Genomic DNA, 17,429 nt, shown 5'->3' with positions numbered 1-17,429 from the left:
GGTTGTGAAATATAAAATGGTATTTTACCAGCATAATTTGGTAGCGTTATCGGGGTGTTGCGGCGATCCTGCGCTGCGAAGCAGAGACGGGAGAGGCGAATGGTCGGCGGCCTGATTGGCAAGCGGTCATGGCGACACGTGCAGAGGTCAAAAATGGGCCTTAGCGCCGCCGCGTTTTTGACGTTGATCGCTCCGGTTTATGCCGAAGCTCCCGCTCCATACCAGAGCTCTGCAGATCGGCGGGTGATGGCCGAACGCGATTGGGGACCATGGCTGGGCCCCTTCCGCGCACGACTGGTACCCAGCCTAATGCGCGATTTTGGAGAGCGCTACCTCTACCAGCCCGCCAACCGTCTGCTGGGTCCACCATTACGTGATGAGCGGCGGGTCGTTTTCCTTGGCGATTCAATCACAGATCGCTGGGATCTAACGCGAAGCTTTCCGCGCCGGCCCTATGTCAACCGGGGCATTGGCAGCCAAGTGACTGCGCAGATGCTCCTGCGCTTCCATCAGGACGTAATTGCGCTTCAGCCGGAGGCGGTCGTCATCCTGGCTGGCGTCAACGATGTGCAAGGCTTCCTGCAGCAAGAAGCCCCGGAGCAAATTGAAACCAACTGGGAAGCCATGGCAGACCTAGCGGACGCACATGGGGTCAAGGTGGTCTTCGGATCGCTGCTGCCGGTCAACGATTACACACCCTCCGCCCGGAACGTCGTTCGCGAGCGCAAGCCGGCAACGCTACGCGCTTTGAACGACTGGCTACGGAGCTTCTGTGAGCGACGCGGCTATGCCTACGCCGATTATTACGCGGCGCTTGTCGATCGAAATGGTCTGCTCGACGCCCGCTACACAGACGACGGCGTTCATCCGCTCGCCGCCGGGTATGCGCGTATGGCTCCTGTGGCAGAGCAGGCGATCGCCGCCGCGCTGGCAACTCCGATCCACCATGAAGAGACACATTGAACGATCGACGGTTTTGGCGCGCTCACCAGACGTTGCCAGAGCCCAAGTGCGAGTGGCCGTTCCTCCTCGAGCGAAACGTATACCTAGTTTGATCGACCGGCCTGCCAACCCCATCCGCCGACTGTCGGTGCATGTGCCCGATCGCCAAACGTAGGCTAGAGCGGTAACCGGAGACAGAACGATGTACATGTCGAGGCGAACAGTTCTTCGCGGCGGGCTGACAGCCGCCGCAACGTCGGCGGCTTCCGTGCGTGCCAGTGGGCCATTTCGGCAAAGCGAGCTTCGGCCCGTTACGGTCGTGCCACCCCGGCATTTCGAGGCCAATTGGGACTCGCTCACCAGCGGCTACAGCGCACCCGACTGGTTTCGTGACGCGAAATTCGGAATTTGGGCTCATTGGGGTGCAGCTTCCGTGCCGGGCGTAGGAGACGATTGGTACGCGCGCGACATGTACTTGCAAGGTCATCCCTCCTACGAACATCATCTCAAGCATTACGGGCATCCCGCGGATACCGGCTTCATGGATATCCAGCACCGTTGGCGTGCCGAGCGCTGGGATCCTGCCGAACTGCTTGATCTCTACAAGCGAGCTGGAGCGCGCTATTTCATGGCGATCGCAAACCACCACGACAATTTCGATTGCTACGCTTCGTCGCATCATGCCTGGAACTCGACGAGGGTGGGGCCGAAGCGGGATATCGTTGGAACATGGGAGAAGCTCGCGCGCGACCGCGGACTGCGTTTCGCTGTTTCCAACCACTCGGGTCACGCCTGGCACTGGAACCAGGTCGCGTACGGCTATGACCCGGAAGGCCCACGACAGGGTCAGCGCTATGATGCCTTCCGTCTAAGCCAATCGGACGGTCGCGGCCGATGGTGGGAGGGGCTTGACCCGCAGGACCTGTATACTGGGCGCAGCATGGCAATGCCCGACGGGATCGGATCACTTGCGGAAGCAAACGCGTGGCATGCGGCAACCGATGCACTTTGGGATGAGGGCGCGCCGCGAGACCCGGCGTTCGTGCGGCGGTGGTCGCTGCGCTGCCGCGAGCTGATCGACAAATACCGGCCCGACATGCTCTATTTCGACAACCACGATCTACCGCTCGGTCAGGCTGGTCTCGACATGGCGGCCTACTTCTATAATCGCAACATGGCGTGGCATAATGGCCGCCTAGAGGGAGTGGTCACGGCGAAGGAAACGGCTCCCCAGCGGCGCATGGGTCTTGTTGACGTGGTCGAGCGCGGACAGAAGAGCTACATCGACCGTTTCCCGTGGCAGACGGAGACCTGCCTCGGCAACTGGTTCTACGGCGAGCAATATTACCGCGAGAACCGGTATAAAACGCCAGCGAAGGTTTTGCACACGTTGTGCGACGTCGTCTCGAAGAACGGTAACCTAATGCTCAGCGTCCCGCTGCGCGGTGATGGCACAATCGACGATCGTGAACGACAGATCGTCGAGGAGATTGCCGTGTGGATGCAGACGTTCGGCCAGGCGATCTACGGCACCAGACCATGGCGCATAAACGGAGAAGGATCGAGCCACGGAGCAGGAGGCGCGTTCTCCGAAGGTGGGCAGGACACCACCTACACTGCCACAGATATACGCTACGTGAAACGCGACCTTGCGGTGCATGCCCTGGTGCTGGGCTGGCCCGCTGATGGCGCTGTCCGACTGACGTTGTTGGGACGTGGTAATCCGATCGGCAGAGGCACAGTGAGCAAAGTGACCTTCCCGGGAAGTTCAGATCCACTGCCATTTACGCGCTCGGCCGACGCTCTTGAAGTGCGTTTGCCTGACAGCCTGCACAATCGCATTGGACTCGCGCTTGTGATCGAAGGTGACGGCCTTGTGGCCTAGGCTCTCTATGCAGCTGATTTTGATCAGACCCAGTTGCGGTCGTCCGCGACCTTGTTTTGGCTCCCCAACTTCTGCCATCCATTCATGTTAGCAGCAGAGCAGCTACTGAGCCTCGGTCCTTCCTGCTTCCGTTCGGCATTGCAAAAAAGGAAAGCTTTTTCGAAATGGTTTTGCGGTCGCTATAGTATCGAGCGTAATCAAGCAGCCGGGGATCAGCGTCCGCAGTCCTGCCTCAAGGGCCGTCGCGGCCTCATTCAGCCCGTCGATCGGCATGGTATGCAGGGTCTCGAGAACGAACCACATTCGCCCGGTAAAGCTATCAAGACGGGTGCGGGTGCCCTGCCGCCAGTTCCAGCGCCGGCACGTCACGCCAACGTCGTCGCGCCAGACAACCTCGCCGGGCGCAGGATACTCAATCGCAGGTGCGCCGTTGGCGATCGTGTCGAACTGCTCTGTGCCATCCGCAACCGTGAGCCGAGGCGCGCCAACATAGGCGTCGATGTTTTCGCCGCCCACCGGCACGGCGAAGCGAAGCGATACGGCATTGTAGAGGTCGACGACGGGATTGATCGTCGGCAGCGCACCGTCCTTCAGCACCCGCTTGCGAAGCGCCTGCGCTGAACAGGGCGTGCGGTTCGGCTTCGCCCCGAACCCGGCATAGACATCTGACCAGCTTGAAAGGTGCGCCTCCGCCCATGTCGGCACGCCTTCCTGAACCACACGGCACGCATCCGCGAGAACCGCCGGGTCGAGCGGCATCGTGGCCACGCCATGCGCATCAACGAACAGGCTGACCGCTCTGAAGCCGGGTGCGATCGTCGAGATTAGCGGATCAATAATCGGGCGCGGAAACATGGATGGCTCTTTCAACGAAAATGCTCATTTGCGGGCGTCATTGCGCCACAGCGCTGCATAGTTGTGCCTGACTGCGGCCTCTGACGTCCGCAACATCGTCTTCCTAAATCCGTCCGGCTTCACGTTGCGCGACGGCGCTGGTTGGACGCGGCTATTCGATGTGCGGAAGGTAGTGGCAGACATTGCAAACTCCGGGTCAGGGTGCAGCCCATACCGAGTCATCCGCTATCTGGCCCTTAGAGCCGGATAAGTTAAACTCATCCTTGTTTATCCAATGAAGCCAAGCTTCATTGCAGGTCGCTTGTTGCAGCCTCTCGTATAGCCGTGGTCAAACGGCGCAGCGTCGCGGCGTGGAGACGGGCAACCGTCCAGTAGAGCTTCACGTCGAGACGCAAGGCAGGTTCTAACTCGACAAGCCGCCCTGACGACAGATGGTCGGCAACGAGCTGCATTGGGTTCATTCCCCATCCGACACCGGCAAGGATGAAATCGAGCATGCCGTGGGTTGAGGGCACCCAATGGATCGGGCTGGTGAGGTCGACGCCGTGCGCCTCGCGCGTCCAACGCGCCTGCATGGTATCGTGTCGATCGAACCTCATGTGCGGTGCGCGGGTGAGGGCTTCGGCATTCACCCCATCATTGAAATAGCGGTCGACGAACGCCGGCGTTGCGCAGGCGACATATTGCAGGGCGCCCAGCGCGATGGTCTTGCAACCCTGCACCGGCTCGGGATCGTCGGTGACGGCCGCTAGCACTTCGTTCGCGCGCAACCGGTCGGCCGTCCGTGCCTCGTCGTCGAGCGTCAGTTCAAGCGTGATGCCCGATCCGGGATCGAACGCCGCGATGGCGGCCGGAAACCAGGTAGAGAGACTGTCAGCATTCACCGCGATCCGGAGCGTCATCCGTGCATCGGCCTCTGCCGCACCACGACCGAGTGAAGGCGCAAGGTCATGTTCAAGGAGGCGAACCCGATCGAGGTGGGCGCAAAGCGTGCGTCCCAGCTCGGTGGGTTCACACGGCTGACCTCGCACAATCAGGATTGCCCCAAGCCGTTCCTCGAGGCCACGCACCCGCTGCGAAATGGCAGATGGGGTGATGCCGAGTGAGGCTGCGCCGCGCTCGAATGTCCCTTCCCGAACAATGGCGGCAACCGCCGCGATCGAAGCATAATCCAACATCATGAAGTTGTGCTTCATCCCGTTAAGGCAAACAAGCTTCACTGAACCGCCGTGGCTAGTCATTGAGGGGCATGGTCAACGCGGTCACCCCCTTCTTCACCGGCTTCGCCCTGTCAGCCGCACTCATCATGGCGATCGGTGCGCAAAACCTCTTCGTGCTGCGCCAAGGGCTGCGGCAGGAACATGTCGGTCCTGTCGTGCTGTTCTGCGGAAGCGTTGACGCCCTGCTCATCATCGCCGGCGTCGCAGGTGTCGGCGCGTTTCTGGCCGCCATTCCCCAGCTCACGCTTGCCCTGTCGTTGGGCGGAGCCGCGTTCCTCGGTTGGTACGGGGTTAAGGCACTGCGACGCATGGCAGCGCCAGACGCGATGGTGGTCGGTGACAGCGCCAGCGTAACACTGGGGCGGGCGCTGACCGCAACCGCGGCGTTCACGCTGCTCAACCCGCACGTCTATCTCGACACGGTGCTGCTGATGGGAACCGCCGCCTCGACACAGGCCTCCGCTGTCCGGCCGATCTTCGCGGCGGGTGCGGCCACCGCGAGCTTCACCTGGTTTGCAGCACTTGGCTACGGAGCGCGCCTCCTGAAGCCGGTGTTTGCGCGGCCTACGGCGTGGCGCGTGCTGGATGCGTTCGTCGGCATCGTCATGCTGACATTGGCTGCGTCGCTGCTGCTGCACGCGCTGCCAGTATAATCCTGACCCGGGCGTGTCCGGCGATGACACAGTCGAAGACGACCACCGAGCGGTGACCACGTTCCCGCCTCCACCTGGAGCCTCAAGACCGGGACGGCCCGGCAGCATCAGTGTGGAGTTTGTCATGGCGTGGGTGGTCCTATTTGTCGGCGGTCTGTTCGAGGTGGTGTGGGCCTATGCGATGAAGCAGTCGCATGGCTTCACCCGGTTCTGGGCGAGCATGATCGCGGTAACTGGCGTGATCCTGAGCCTCGGGCTTTTGTCATGGTCGATGCGGACGCTGCCACTCGGCACGGCTTACATGGTCTGGACCGGGATCGGCGCAATCGGTGCCTTCGCGGTTGGCATCGTGATTTTGGGCGAGCCGGCCAACGCGATGCGGCTTGTCTCGGCATTGTTGATCCTGAGCGGCCTCGTCATGATGAAGCTGGCGACGCCATGAAGGGGAAACGATGAAAGAGCTGCTGCTGGTCTATGTCGCCTATGTGATCGCCGCGGGCAGTCCTGGCCCAAGCACGATGGCGATCATGTCGGTCGCGATGGGACAGGGGCGTCGTCCGGCGCTGGCGCTGGCGGCGGGCGTCATTACCATGTCGTTCGTGTGGGGGCTGGTCGCGGCGACCGGCCTGTCGGCGCTGTTGGCGCGCTATGCGCAAGCGCTTGTCATCCTGAAGATCGCGGGCGGCATCTACCTCCTGTGGCTGGCGTCCAAGTCTGCGCGGTCGGCGCTGCGCGGCGATAACGCTGCGGTATCGGATCCGCCCGAGCGCCCGAGTGCGAAGGCGCTTTACCGGCGTGGGGTGCTGATGCACCTCGGCAACCCGAAGTCCGTGCTGTCCTGGCTGGCGATCATGACGCTCGGTGTCGGCGCGCGAGCTTCAACGGGGCATGTTGCGGCGGCCTTCCTGGGCTGCATAGCGCTAGGCGTCGTCCTATTCGGCGGTTATGCGCTGCTGTTCTCTACCGCGCCGATGGTGCGCGGTTACGCGCGCGCTCGCCGTTGGATTGAGGGGACGCTGGCGGTGGTTTTCGCCGGTGCTGGCCTCAAGCTCCTGACCGTCCGCTGATCTGAAAGACCTGCTCATGCCAAAGCTCTTCACCGGCCTGTCGGCCTTTCCGCTGACCCCGGCCGATCCCGACGGGATTGTCGATACTGCCGCCCTCGGCACGTTGGTCGACCGCTTGGTTACGGCGGGTGTGGACTCGATCGGGCTGCTCGGCAGCACGGGCATCTACGCCTATCTCGATCGCGTCCAGCGCGGCAGGGCTATCGCAGCGGCGATGGAGGCGACGGGTGGTCGTGTGCCATTGATGGTCGGTATCGGCGCGCTTCGAACGAGCTGGGCAACTGATCTTGCGCGAGACGCGGAGCGTGCGGGGGCGTCCGGGCTGCTGCTCGCGCCAGTCTCCTATGCGGCGCTGACCAAGGGCGAGGCTGCGGCGCACTATCGGGCGGTCGCTGGCGCCACAGCGCTGCCGCTGTGCATCTACAACAATCCCGGCACCACCCACTTTACCTTCTCCGAGGCGCTGATCGCTGATCTGGCGACAGTGCCCGGCATCGCTGCGATCAAGATGCCACTGCCGGCGGACGATGACTATGCCGGCGAACTGGCCCGGCTGCGCGCCACGACACCAGAGACATTCGCGATCGGCTACAGCGGTGATTGGGGCGCTGCTGCCTCACTTCTGGCGGGGGGCGACGCATGGTACAGCGCCGTCGCCGGTGTACTGCCAGACCTGGCGTTGCGTTTGACCCGCGCTGCGCAGGGTGGCGATGCGAGCGAGGCGACAGCGATCGATGCAGCCTTCGCGCCGCTATGGGCGCTGTTCAAGACACACGGCAGTCTGCGCCTCATGTACACGATTGGCGATCGTCTTTCGCTGCCAGTCGGTGATCCGCCACCGCCCATCATGCGCGCGCGGACAGACGTCACGGCAACCGTCGATGCAGCCTTAGATCATCTGGGTGTTTACTTGAATTGACCCGTGATCCGCCGTTCGGCGGCTTCCGAGCAGCCCGCAACTTCGGCCGCCCATTCGTCGGGATTGAAAGAAGGATGTTTGCGCGTTGCTGCGCGGCGTGAACGGAGGGAGTGGTGGATTGCAGTCTGCCAGCGTCGGGGCGATGATCCGTCTAAGCGGATAGTTTGGAACTCGGGCGGGGCCACAGAATGGACAATAGAGCGCGTATCACACGGGCATTCCTTTGGCTGGCCGTTCTAACAGGCGGACCTTTGCTTGGGGCCAAGCTGTTCGACCTCCTCGTCCTTGCCGGCGCCTGGAGCGCTCATCCGCCCGCGTCTCTCGCGATGATGCCGTACGGCAAGGCTTGGCCAGTCGATACCGGCGTGTTCTTCATCCCGTTCTCGGCAGCCATGCTCGTCGCTTGATTTGGAGCGCTTGTAGCTGGATGGCGAACTCCCTGGCGCTATCGCTGGCTTCTTTGTCTGCCCTCCGTCGGCATCCTGCTCCTGCTCATCATGACGGTGATTGCATTCTGGCCGATGAACGCTGCGCTCTACTATCACGGCATCCATTCGTCGAAGAACACCATAACTGACGCTTAGTCGATCGCGATGGCACAGCGCTGGATTGCGCTTGACTGGCTCCGGGTAGCGGGCGCGGCTGCCGCCTTCGTTGCTCCTTTGCGCGCCCTCACGGTCCCTTGGCCCGTCGATATCGCACGGCAGGATCCGCCGGTGGTACGTGCCGCCCTCGCGCTTATCGTGGTGGGAGTGGCGGCGTTCGTCCTATGGTTCGTCTCGAACCTGTGATCCAATTTTCGTCGACGTCCGGCAGCTTTTGGGCCGCATCGCCCCAGAAGCGGTCGCCAAAATAACGCTCGCCGCTCCCCGCAAGCGGACATTCGTTCATCGTACCCCGTTGATTGACATGCGCATGGAACCGCCGCTCATTTTCGCTGCCGCTCGGCGCGGCGAAGCGGTCGGTCCACACTTGCCGCGACAGGCTATCACCGTGTCCGCTTCCAGGCGTCGGCCTATCTTCCCCCGACTATCAAGATCGTCTAGGCTGACATCGTCGGAAAAGGCAGGCTTGGTGTGGTCAGCCCAAGCCCTTCTGGTAACGGAAGCTCTGGTCTTTGGCCTTAGCCAGGATCCCCACGACGAACAGAGGACGCCGGTTGCGGCGCCCGGCCGTTCGTCTGCGAGGGTGCCTGTTTGAGGAACGCTCCGGTCGAACAATCGACTGAAGGAGCCGTTGCCATGTCACCCGATCACCGTTCCACCTACGACGTCATTATCGCCGGCGCCGGGCCCGTTGGCCTGTTTCTGGCGTGCGAACTCGGACTTGCCGGGTGTCGCGTGCTGGTGCTCGAGCAAGGCGACGCCGACGCGTCTGTGCTCAAGAGGCTGCCGTTCGGCCTTCGCGGGCTGAACCTGCCGACGATGGAGAGCCTGGATCGCCGCGACCTGCTCGAACCGCTCCGAGCCCGCATGGGCGCAAGCGACGCGTCGGCCACGGTGCCCTGGGTGGACGGCGCGCGGCGCCCCGCGGGACACTTCGCCGGCCTGCAGTTCTTCCGCGACATGGTGGATGAAGATGCGTGGCCGTGGCGCGCGGACAGCGCGACCGAGATGCTCGCCGTCACCATGGCGGATGTCGAGCATGTTCTGACGGCGCGGGCGAGCCAGTTGGGGGTCGCGATCCTCTACAATTGCGGCGTCGCTCGCGTGGCCGCGTCCCTCGACGGAGTCCAGGTCGATGCCGGCGGCGTTTTGCACCAGGCCGACTGGCTGGTCGGCTGCGACGGTGGCCGCAGCACCGTGCGCAAGGCGGCAGGGATCGGCTTCGCCGGGACCGAGCCGGAATTTACCGGCTATTCGATGGCGCTGCACCTCGACGAAACGAACCCGCTATGCCCCGGCCGCCAGCATACCGCGACGGGCATGTACACCTACGCGCCGCCTGGCACCGTCACCATGATCGACTTCGACGGCGGCGCGAGCCACCGCACGACACCGCTTGCTTGCGATCACGTACAGGCCGTGCTGCGGCGTGTCTCCGGCACCGACGTCGTGGTCGACGCGGTGGAGCTCGCCACGACCTGGACCGATCGCGCGCTTATTGCGGCCAGCTACCGGCAAGGGCGCGTGCTCCTCGCCGGCGACGCCGCACACGTTCACGCACCGCTTGGCGGACAAGGACTCAATCTGGGCATCGGCGATGCGATGAACCTCGGCTGGAAATTGGCCGCGGTCATCCACGGCAAAGGGCCTTCGTCGCTGCTCGAAAGCTACGGCCAGGAACGCCGCCCGGTGGCGGAACAGGTGCTCGACTGGTCGCGAGCGCAGGTGCCGCTGCTCCGACCGGATGCCGGCGCGGCGGCACTGCGGGACGTCGTTCGCGATCTGATGGATACTTGTGATGGCTCGACCTATTTCGCCGGACGCGTTTGGGGCGTCGGGCTGCATTACGCGTCGCTCGCTGCCACCCATCCTCTCATCGGCCACAGCGCCCCCGACATGATGCTGGCGGATGGGCGTAGGCTCAATGAGGCACTGCGGAGCGGCCGGCCGCTGCTGGTCGACTTCGATCCCGCCGATTCCCTAGCCGAGATCGCCGGCGGATTTCCCCGTCTCGACTACGCCATCGCCGGAATGCGCTTCGATCCGGGGCTTGCCGCGCTGCTCTTCCGCCCGGATGGCATCGTCGCCTGGGCGGATTCGACCAGCGACCACGCCGCAGTTGGCGGAGCCGTTGCACGTCTGCTCGATCCTCAGCTCGTTGCGTAGGATCGATCATCGACCCGGCGATGCACCGCATCTCCGCAGCCCGGCTGAACGCAAGGGATCGTCCGCCGTACACCGGCAACCTCCCGATGCCAGCCACGTTGGCCAACAAAGTGGAGGTTGCTGATGATCGCACTTGTCCTGGCGCTTGCCGCGCTCGACCAGCTGGGCCGCTGCCTTGACACCGGCGAAGCGGCGCGCGGAGTCACTTCGGCGATGTCGGCGTGCTTCGTCGCTGATTACCGACGAGCCGACGCTCGGCTGAACGATTCTATCGATCGACGATGAAGCGCCTTCCGGCCGCGCGCAAGGCAGCCCTGCGGAGGTCGCAGCGCGCCTGGCTGATCCGGCGCGACCGCGCGTGCCCGCTTGACACCAGCGAAGGCGCGGGGACGATCGAGATGTCGAACCATCCGGCATGCCTGGCCAAGCAGACCAGGCTCCGCATTACGTGGCTCACCCGGTTTCACTGACCGCCTCGATATCGCCACTAGCCGCCGAGCGAACCCAAGCGCCATCGACGCGTTCCATGTTGCCTAACGATCAACGACAGGAATTGACGATGGCGCAGCTCACCAGCGACTTCTTCGTCGAGAGGCTGAAAGCCTGGGGCGTCACGCGCATCTACGGCTATCCGGGCGACGGCATCAACGGCGTGCTGGGCGCTCTCCAGAGGGTCGAGGGAACCGGCGCCGGGATCGAATTCATCCAGGTGCGCCACGAGGAAATGGCGGCTTTCATGGCCACTGCACATGCGAAGTTCACCGGCGAGCTCGGCGTCTGCCTGTCGACCGGCGGTCCAGGTGCCACGCACCTTATCACCGGCCTCTACGATGCGAAAAGCGATCACGTTCCGGTGCTCGCCATCGCCGGTCAGGCGGAAACGACGGTGCGCGGCGCCAGCTATCAGCAGGAGTTGAACCTCGACCGAATGTTCGCCGACGTCGCCGACTTCGTGCAGGAGGCCGCCGTCCCGGCGCAGCTGCGTCATCTCGTCGATCGCGGGCTGCGGGTCGCGACCGCAAGGAACGGCGTCACGGTGCTGGTGCTGCCGAAGGACGTGCAGGATATGCCTTGGGAGGAGCCGAAGCGCGCGCACGGCTTCACCCGATCGGGTCCGGGCTACGCAAAGCCGCGGATCGTGCCCCACGACATCGATCTCGCCCGCGCGGCCGAGGTACTCAACGCCGGCCGCAAGGTCGCGATCGTCATCGGCGCGGGCGCGCGCGACGCGGCGGACGAGGTCGTTGCGGTCGCCGAGCGGCTGGGCGCCGGGGTGGCCAAGGCGCTGCTCGGCAAGGACGTGCTGCCCGACGAGCTGCCCTTCGTCACCGGCGCGATCGGCCTGCTCGGCACCAAGCCGTCGTCGGACATGATGGAAGGCTGCGACACGCTGCTGATGATTGGCACGGGCTTTCCCTGGGCCGAGTTTCTGCCAGCCGACGGGCAGGCGCGCGCCGTCCAGATCGACATCGCGCCCGAGATGCTGGGGCTGCGCTACCCGGTCGAGGTGAACCTGCACGGCGACGCTGGCGAGACGCTGCGCGCATTGTTGCCGTTGCTGCGGCAGCAGGAGGACCGCGACTGGCAGGACGGGATCGCCCAAGGCATGACCGCCTGGCACGATACGCTGAAGGGGCGTGCGCTCGCCCATGCCTTCCCCGTCAATCCGCAGCGCGTCGTCTATGAAATGTCGCCGCGGCTACCGGCCGATGCCATCGTTACGTCGGACTCCGGGTCCTGCGCCAACTGGTACGCGCGCGACTGGCAGGTGAAGCGTGGGCAGCGTGGCTCGCTCTCGGGCGGGCTCGCCTCGATGGGCGCGGCGGTCCCCTACGCGATCGCCGCCAAGTTCGCGCATCCGACGAAGCCGGTCATCGCGCTGGTCGGCGACGGCGCGATGCAGATGAACAACATGGCCGAACTGATCACCATCCAGAAATACTGGCAACGCTGGTCCGATCCGCGGCTGGTGATCTGCGTCTTCAACAACGAGGATCTGAACGAGGTGACGTGGGAGCAGCGCGTAATGGAGGGCAATCGGCGCTTCCCGACCACACAGTCGTTGCCTGACGTACCCTATGCCCGCTTCGCCGAGTTGCTGGGGTTGAAGGGGATTTTTGTCGACGATCCCGATCGCATCGGCGCTGCCTGGGACGAGGCGCTCGCCGCCGATCGCCCGGTCGTGCTCGAGGTAAAGACCGATGCCAACGTCGCCCCGCTGCCTCCGCACGTCACAATGGAACAGGCCAAGGCGTTCCTGTCCTCGATGGCCAAGGGGGATCGCGGCACGGCGCAGGTCGTCGCGGATACAGCACGCCAGATCATCGGCGGGCTACGCGAGCGGCTTTGACCCAATACCGAACGTTCGTGACCTAACGTCGGCTTCCCCACTTCCGCCGTTCGTTCATCCTCCCGGACAAAGATCAGATGCGAAAGCGGATTGTCCCTCCGATGGTGCGCGGGTCGCTCGGCGTGCCCACGATCAGGCCCGAGTTGCCCGCCTGGATCGTCAGGTTCTGGATGTAGTCGGCATCAATCAGGTTGCGTGCCCAGACGATCAGCTCAAGCCCATCGTGGAAGCGGTAGCCGATGTTGGCGTTGGTCAAATTGTAACCGCGGATGTAGGTGAACCGCGATAGGCTGGGATCGCCGTTGAAACCGCTGCGCGAGGCGGTGTCGACATGGATGAAGAGCGCCCCGTCGCCCACCGGCGTCTCGTAGTCCAGACCGGCGGTAAGCGCGAAGCGCGGCAACGAGGCAAGGCGGCGTCCGGTCAGGCTGCACCGGGTGGTCGCGGCCGTCTGCACCTCCAGCGGGCACGGACCAGCGGGATAGTTGGTGTACTCGCCCTCCGAATAGGCGAAGCTGGTGCGCGCGCTCAGCCCGGGCAGGATCAGCGCAGTCACATCGGCCTCGATCCCCTTCACCGTCACCTCGGGGATGTTAGACAGGTAGCCTCGCAGCTGCACCGTCTGCGTCAGCGAGTTTTCCACCACGGTTGCCTGGAAGTCGCGGACCTTTGTGTAGAAGACGTCGATGTTGAAGATCAGCCGGTTGTCGAACAGCGTGTTCTTCAGGCCAGTCTCATAGGTCTCATTGCGTTCGGGGCGCACCACGGCGGTCGCCAGCACCGGACGGTTGTTGCTGTCGAGCGGCAAGCCCGACATGTTGATCCCGCCTGATTTGAAGCCGCGCGCATAGCTGGCATAGGCCATCGTCTGATCGGTCACCTGCCACGCCAGGTTCCCACGTCCTGACAGGCTGCCATCGCTGTCGTGCGCTTCATAGCTCTGCGGGCGGAGCACGCCAAGGCGCGCGCTGGTCAGCGCGGCGTTGGTCGTCGCCGGGCCGCCGGAAACGGTGGTGGTGTAATAGCCGTCCTTGTCCTCCTGCGTGTAGCGCAGACCCACCGTCGCGGTCAGGCGATCAAAGAAGCGGTAATTGACCTCGCCGAACGCGGCATAGCTCAGGCTGCGGAAGTCGGTGCGCCCGTCCTGTCCATAGCCGTCGAGCAGATTGGACGGGACCGGCGTGTTGTTCGTGCCGGTCACCGCGCCGATCAGATACCGCGCCGCGGCCGGGCCATAGATGCTGATCGGCCGTCCGGTCAGCCGCTGGCGAAAGCCATAGAGGCCGACGACATAGGAGAGCGGCCCGGTGCCGTTCGACGCGAGCCGTAGCTCCTGACTGTACTGATCCTGTCGCGAAGGGATGTGCTGCGACAGCTGGACCGGGATACCGGTATAGTCGCGATCATTCTCGGCATCCCAGTTCCAGAAGCGCCACGCGCTGACCGATGTCAGCGTGACCGGGCCGAGGTTCCAGTCGGTGATCGCGCTAACGCCGCCTTCGTTGGTATCGACGCCGAGAGGGCCGTCGATGTCGGTCTTGCGATCGTAGACGTTGGTGCTGGGCGGCGCATAGCCGAACTGCGCGGCCAGCCCGTTCGGCCCGCCGAATTGCCGATTGGCGGTGCGCAGCGACGTGCCTGTGCGGAGATACACCTGTCCGCAGCAATAGGCCTGGAAGTTGGTGAAGTCGGCGATGACGCGCAACTGGATCGTGTCGTCAGGCTTGAACAGCAGCTGCCCACGCACCGCCTGCGTCCCGATCGTGTTGGCGGCGCGCCCGGTGCGCACGTTATCGAGCACGCCATCGCGCCGCGTCGAGACACCAGAGATCCGATAGGCGACCGTGTCGGTGATCGGACCTGACGCCCAGCCGCGGGCCTGTACGAAATTATGTTCGCCGTAGGACAACTCGGCGAAGCCCTCGCGGGTGAAGCTCGGCGCGCGGGTGGTGATGTTGAGCGCGCCCGCCGTCGTGTTCTTGCCGAACAGCGTGCCCTGCGGTCCACGCAATTCCTCGACCTGCTCGATGTCGGCGAAGTCGAACGCGGCGGTGGCCGGCCGGGCGTGGTAGACCTGGTCGACGTAGAAGCCGACGCCCGGCTCCAGACCGTCGTTTGCCTGGCTGACCGCGACGACGCTCGATCCCAGCCCGCGGATTGTAAAGGCGGTGTTTCGCGGGTTGGCCGAGCTGTAGTTGAGCGTCGGGATGAGCGTGGTCAGTCCCTGTGTGTTGACCGTGTAGCTCTGGTCGATCAGCGCGCCGCCGACCACCGACAATGCTGCGGGCACGCGCTGCGCATTTTCCGCGCGGCGGCGCGCGGTGACGATGACGTCGGGCAAACCATCCTTTGAGACTTGATCTCGATCATCGTCGCGGCTCGGGGTTGCGGCGGTCTGCGCCGAGGCTGGCGCGCTGATCGCGGACATGACTGTTGCGCACAGAAGGACTGCGAACCGCTTCGACATCGACGATACCCCAACTGACGGCCCTGTCACCGCTCTATGTTCGGGCGTATATCGACGGTATATTCGATCGTATATAGAGATTGATCGAGGATCGTGGTGTCACTCTACCGCCAGCGGTGCCGCACGCAGATGCGCGCTGAGGCGTGCATAGGCCGCGCGATCGGCGATCTTGACGGCGTCCCGCTCCATTTCGCGATAGGCCTTTAGCACCTCGAGACCAGCGGCGCTGACCTTGGCGCCCCGCTCCCGCCCACCGCCCTTCAGGGTCTCGACGAGCACGGGGTCGAAGCAGCGGTTCATCTCGTCCACCAGCAGCCAGGCGCGGCGATAGCTCATGCCAAGGGCACGACCTGCGCCGCTGATCGAACCCTCGGTAATGATGGCTTCGAGCAGGTCGGCCTTGCCCGGCCCCATCGCCAGGGCGTCGCCGCAGGCGATCTGGATCTTGAGCCAGAGCGGGCCGAGCTTCATGTTACTTGCCGATCATCACGTCGCTGGCCTTGACGATGACCGTGACGGTCTCGCCTTCTGCCAGGCCGAGCTCGGCGATCGCCTCCTCGGTGATGCTGGCGGTGACGATGTTGCCGCCTCCGATGTCGACCTTGATCGAGCCATTGACGGCACCCGGCGTGATCGAGACGATCGTGCCGGAAATCTGATTGCGGGCGCTGAGCTTCATTCTTGCCTCTCGGGTGGGTTGCTCCCTATTCTATCTCGCTAAGCCGCCCACGGCTACAAACGGCTAGCGCCGCCCCGCAGCACGGTGTCCTAATTGCCTTCTGCTGGATCTAGAGTGTCACGCCCGCTGTGAGCGACCCAGCAGGCTTGTCGACCCATACTCGGACGTTCCACGCACCGTATGCGCCTGCCAATTGCCGCCGTTCGTTCATTTTTATGTTCGAAGTCGGGCGGCAACGCGCTGAGGCGGTTTGATGGCGGCATGATGCGGCACCCGATTTGTCACGACATGCTAGATAACTTTTGGCGCCGGTAAGCGTCTAATATGGCGCTTGCTCAATGCGTCGGCGGGCTTCGCAACGAAGCCGTTACCGCCTGCAGCGCGTGCGAACCTGTTGAGCCATACCTGCATCGCCGCCAACAAGGGCCGCATCAGCGGCAGCCTCACAGCGATCGTCAGCGATTAGGCCGTCAACCCTGTTCGGGAGCACGCGCGCAGCCTCTGCCTGGCTATTAGTCGCGGACCTCGTGGCGGCAACCTGCCGGTCGATTAGCTCCCGCTCCGCTTGCTGACGCTGAACTTCCATCCGGCCCGCCTCTTGCTCGCTGTAAGTGGGTGCTCGACCCAAATTGCAGAGGTAGTCCGCGGGGGTGCATTGGGCCGCGAGGGCAACTTGGATAAGCAAGGCGATCATGGCGGTTCTGCGATCGTGAGAGTTGGCGGGCGCTGACCGAAGATCGGGATCGATGCATCGAATTGTTAGAGGCTCGCGCGGAGCGCCCGACCTCTGATCACGTTACCTCAGCCACAAGGGAGGCGTGCGATGTCAGGTGTTTGGGCGGCTGGTTTTTGGGGGCTTGTCGGTGGATCGGCCTTAGTCCTTGGGGCTGCCATCGCCTGGTTCGCAAAACTGCCGCAGCGCCTGATTGCTTCCATCATGGCGATCGGCGCGGGCGTCCTGATCTCAGCAGTCGCGTTTGATCTGATGGAAGAGGCATTCCATCGGGGCGGCTTCGATTCCACCGCGACCGGTTTTCTCGGGGGCGCTGTGGTCTACACAGCCGCCAACATCATCGTGTCTCGTCGCGGCGCGAAGCATCGGAAACGCTCGGGATCGAACCCGCACGAGAGTCAACCCGACGCGAAAAGCGATTCTGGCGCAGCGATCGCGATTGGTGCGTTGCTGGACGGCATACCGGAGTCGGTCGTGATCGGCATCAGCCTGCTCAGCGGCGCTGGCGTCAGCGCGGTAACTGTCGCCGCCGTTTTCCTTTCGAACGTGCCGGAAGGGCTGTCGAGTGCTGCGGGTATGAAGGCAGCGGGGCGATCGCCGGCCTATATCTTCAGCGTTTGGGGCGGGATAGCTGTCGCGTCCGCCATCGCCGCCATGGTCGGGAACATCGCTTTGGCGGGCAGTAGTCCAGATCTGATCGCGGGCGTTACCGCGGTCGCGGCGGGTGCCATCCTCGCAATGCTGGTCGACACCATGATCCCGGAAGCCACGGAGGCGACGCACGACTATTCGGGTCTGATCGCCGTCGTCGGCTTCCTCATTGCGTTCGTCCTGACGAAGAGCGGGTGACCGCGGCGGAGCCCATGCCCGGAGCAAGGCGACGATACC

General features: G+C 63.9%; 18 protein-coding genes. 13 read left to right on the top strand and 5 right to left on the bottom strand.

The window, feature by feature from the left end:
* Positions 1-99: 99 nt before the first annotated feature.
* Positions 100-963, top strand: coding sequence for a GDSL-type esterase/lipase family protein (locus PGN16_RS16490; RefSeq protein WP_335310464.1), 864 nt, complete (start codon positions 100-102; stop codon positions 961-963).
* Between the two features lie 181 nt (positions 964-1,144).
* Positions 1,145-2,827 carry an alpha-L-fucosidase gene (locus tag PGN16_RS16485; protein WP_335310463.1) on the top strand — a complete coding sequence of 561 codons (1,683 nt, stop codon included), beginning with the start codon at positions 1,145-1,147 and terminating at the stop codon, positions 2,825-2,827.
* Positions 2,828-2,929: 102 nt separating this feature from the next.
* Here PGN16_RS16485 and PGN16_RS16480 read toward each other — a convergent pair whose 3' ends face one another.
* Both PGN16_RS16480 and PGN16_RS16475 read right to left on the bottom strand, forming a co-directional pair.
* A complete protein-coding gene (locus PGN16_RS16480; protein ID WP_335310462.1) occupies positions 2,930-3,682 on the bottom strand; it encodes a B3/B4 domain-containing protein in 753 nt (250 codons plus the stop codon).
* Positions 3,683-3,969: 287 nt separating this feature from the next.
* Entirely contained in the window at positions 3,970-4,878 is a 909-nt protein-coding gene (locus PGN16_RS16475) for a LysR family transcriptional regulator ArgP (RefSeq protein ID WP_335310461.1), read from the bottom strand.
* A gap of 53 nt (positions 4,879-4,931) precedes the next feature.
* Here PGN16_RS16475 and PGN16_RS16470 point away from each other — a divergent pair, with 53 nt between their 5' ends.
* The 10 genes from PGN16_RS16470 to PGN16_RS16425 all read left to right on the top strand — a co-directional run bounded on the left by PGN16_RS16470 (position 4,932) and on the right by PGN16_RS16425 (position 12,662).
* Positions 4,932-5,555 (top strand): LysE/ArgO family amino acid transporter, encoded by a 624-nt coding sequence (locus tag PGN16_RS16470; protein ID WP_335310460.1) that lies wholly within the window; start codon positions 4,932-4,934, stop codon positions 5,553-5,555.
* A 124-nt stretch (positions 5,556-5,679) separates the two neighbouring features.
* Complete coding sequence (locus PGN16_RS16465) at positions 5,680-5,997, top strand: DMT family transporter (RefSeq protein WP_335310459.1); 318 nt, start codon at positions 5,680-5,682, stop codon at positions 5,995-5,997.
* 10 nt (positions 5,998-6,007) lie between these two features.
* Positions 6,008-6,622, top strand: a complete 615-nt coding sequence (locus PGN16_RS16460) for a LysE family translocator (RefSeq protein WP_335310458.1) — start codon at positions 6,008-6,010, stop codon at positions 6,620-6,622.
* 16 nt (positions 6,623-6,638) lie between these two features.
* On the top strand, positions 6,639-7,541 hold the full coding sequence (locus PGN16_RS16455) for a dihydrodipicolinate synthase family protein (protein WP_335310457.1): 903 nt from the start codon (positions 6,639-6,641) through the stop codon (positions 7,539-7,541).
* A 251-nt stretch (positions 7,542-7,792) separates the two neighbouring features.
* Positions 7,793-7,948, top strand: a complete 156-nt coding sequence (locus PGN16_RS16450; protein WP_335310456.1) for a hypothetical protein — start codon at positions 7,793-7,795, stop codon at positions 7,946-7,948.
* A 186-nt stretch (positions 7,949-8,134) separates the two neighbouring features.
* Positions 8,135-8,332: a hypothetical protein gene (locus PGN16_RS16445; protein WP_335310455.1), complete on the top strand. Its 198-nt coding sequence runs from the start codon at positions 8,135-8,137 to the stop codon at positions 8,330-8,332.
* Between the two features lie 450 nt (positions 8,333-8,782).
* Entirely contained in the window at positions 8,783-10,312 is a 1,530-nt protein-coding gene (locus PGN16_RS16440) for an FAD-dependent monooxygenase (RefSeq protein WP_335310454.1), read from the top strand.
* A 117-nt stretch (positions 10,313-10,429) separates the two neighbouring features.
* Entirely contained in the window at positions 10,430-10,597 is a 168-nt protein-coding gene (locus tag PGN16_RS16435; protein WP_335310453.1) for a hypothetical protein, read from the top strand.
* The gene (locus tag PGN16_RS16430; RefSeq protein ID WP_335310452.1) at positions 10,594-10,782 is read left to right on the top strand and encodes a lysozyme inhibitor LprI family protein; all 189 of its coding nucleotides are present in this window, start codon (positions 10,594-10,596) and stop codon (positions 10,780-10,782) included. The genes PGN16_RS16435 and PGN16_RS16430 overlap by 4 nt, the downstream gene beginning before the upstream one ends.
* Positions 10,783-10,871: 89 nt before the next feature.
* A complete protein-coding gene (locus tag PGN16_RS16425; protein ID WP_335310451.1) occupies positions 10,872-12,662 on the top strand; it encodes a thiamine pyrophosphate-requiring protein in 1,791 nt (596 codons plus the stop codon).
* 73 nt (positions 12,663-12,735) lie between these two features.
* Here the strand turns inward: PGN16_RS16425 and PGN16_RS16420 are convergent, their stop codons facing one another.
* The 3 genes from PGN16_RS16420 to PGN16_RS16410 all read right to left on the bottom strand — a co-directional run bounded on the left by PGN16_RS16420 (position 12,736) and on the right by PGN16_RS16410 (position 15,808).
* Positions 12,736-15,129 (bottom strand): TonB-dependent receptor, encoded by a 2,394-nt coding sequence (locus PGN16_RS16420; RefSeq protein WP_335310450.1) that lies wholly within the window; start codon positions 15,127-15,129, stop codon positions 12,736-12,738.
* 99 nt (positions 15,130-15,228) lie between these two features.
* Positions 15,229-15,600: a winged helix-turn-helix domain-containing protein gene (locus tag PGN16_RS16415; protein ID WP_335310449.1), complete on the bottom strand. Its 372-nt coding sequence runs from the start codon at positions 15,598-15,600 to the stop codon at positions 15,229-15,231.
* A gap of 1 nt (position 15,601) precedes the next feature.
* Positions 15,602-15,808: a TOBE domain-containing protein gene (locus PGN16_RS16410; RefSeq protein WP_335310448.1), complete on the bottom strand. Its 207-nt coding sequence runs from the start codon at positions 15,806-15,808 to the stop codon at positions 15,602-15,604.
* Between the two features lie 937 nt (positions 15,809-16,745).
* Here PGN16_RS16410 and PGN16_RS16405 point away from each other — a divergent pair.
* Positions 16,746-17,390 carry a ZIP family metal transporter gene (locus PGN16_RS16405; protein WP_335310447.1) on the top strand — a complete coding sequence of 215 codons (645 nt, stop codon included), beginning with the start codon at positions 16,746-16,748 and terminating at the stop codon, positions 17,388-17,390.
* Positions 17,391-17,429 lie beyond the last annotated feature (39 nt).

The organism is Sphingomonas phyllosphaerae, assembly GCF_036946485.1.
GTDB classification, from domain to species: domain Bacteria; phylum Pseudomonadota; class Alphaproteobacteria; order Sphingomonadales; family Sphingomonadaceae; genus Sphingomonas; species Sphingomonas phyllosphaerae_E.
Note: the sequence above shows the minus strand (reverse complement) of the source record. Positions and strands in the feature narration are given on the sequence as shown.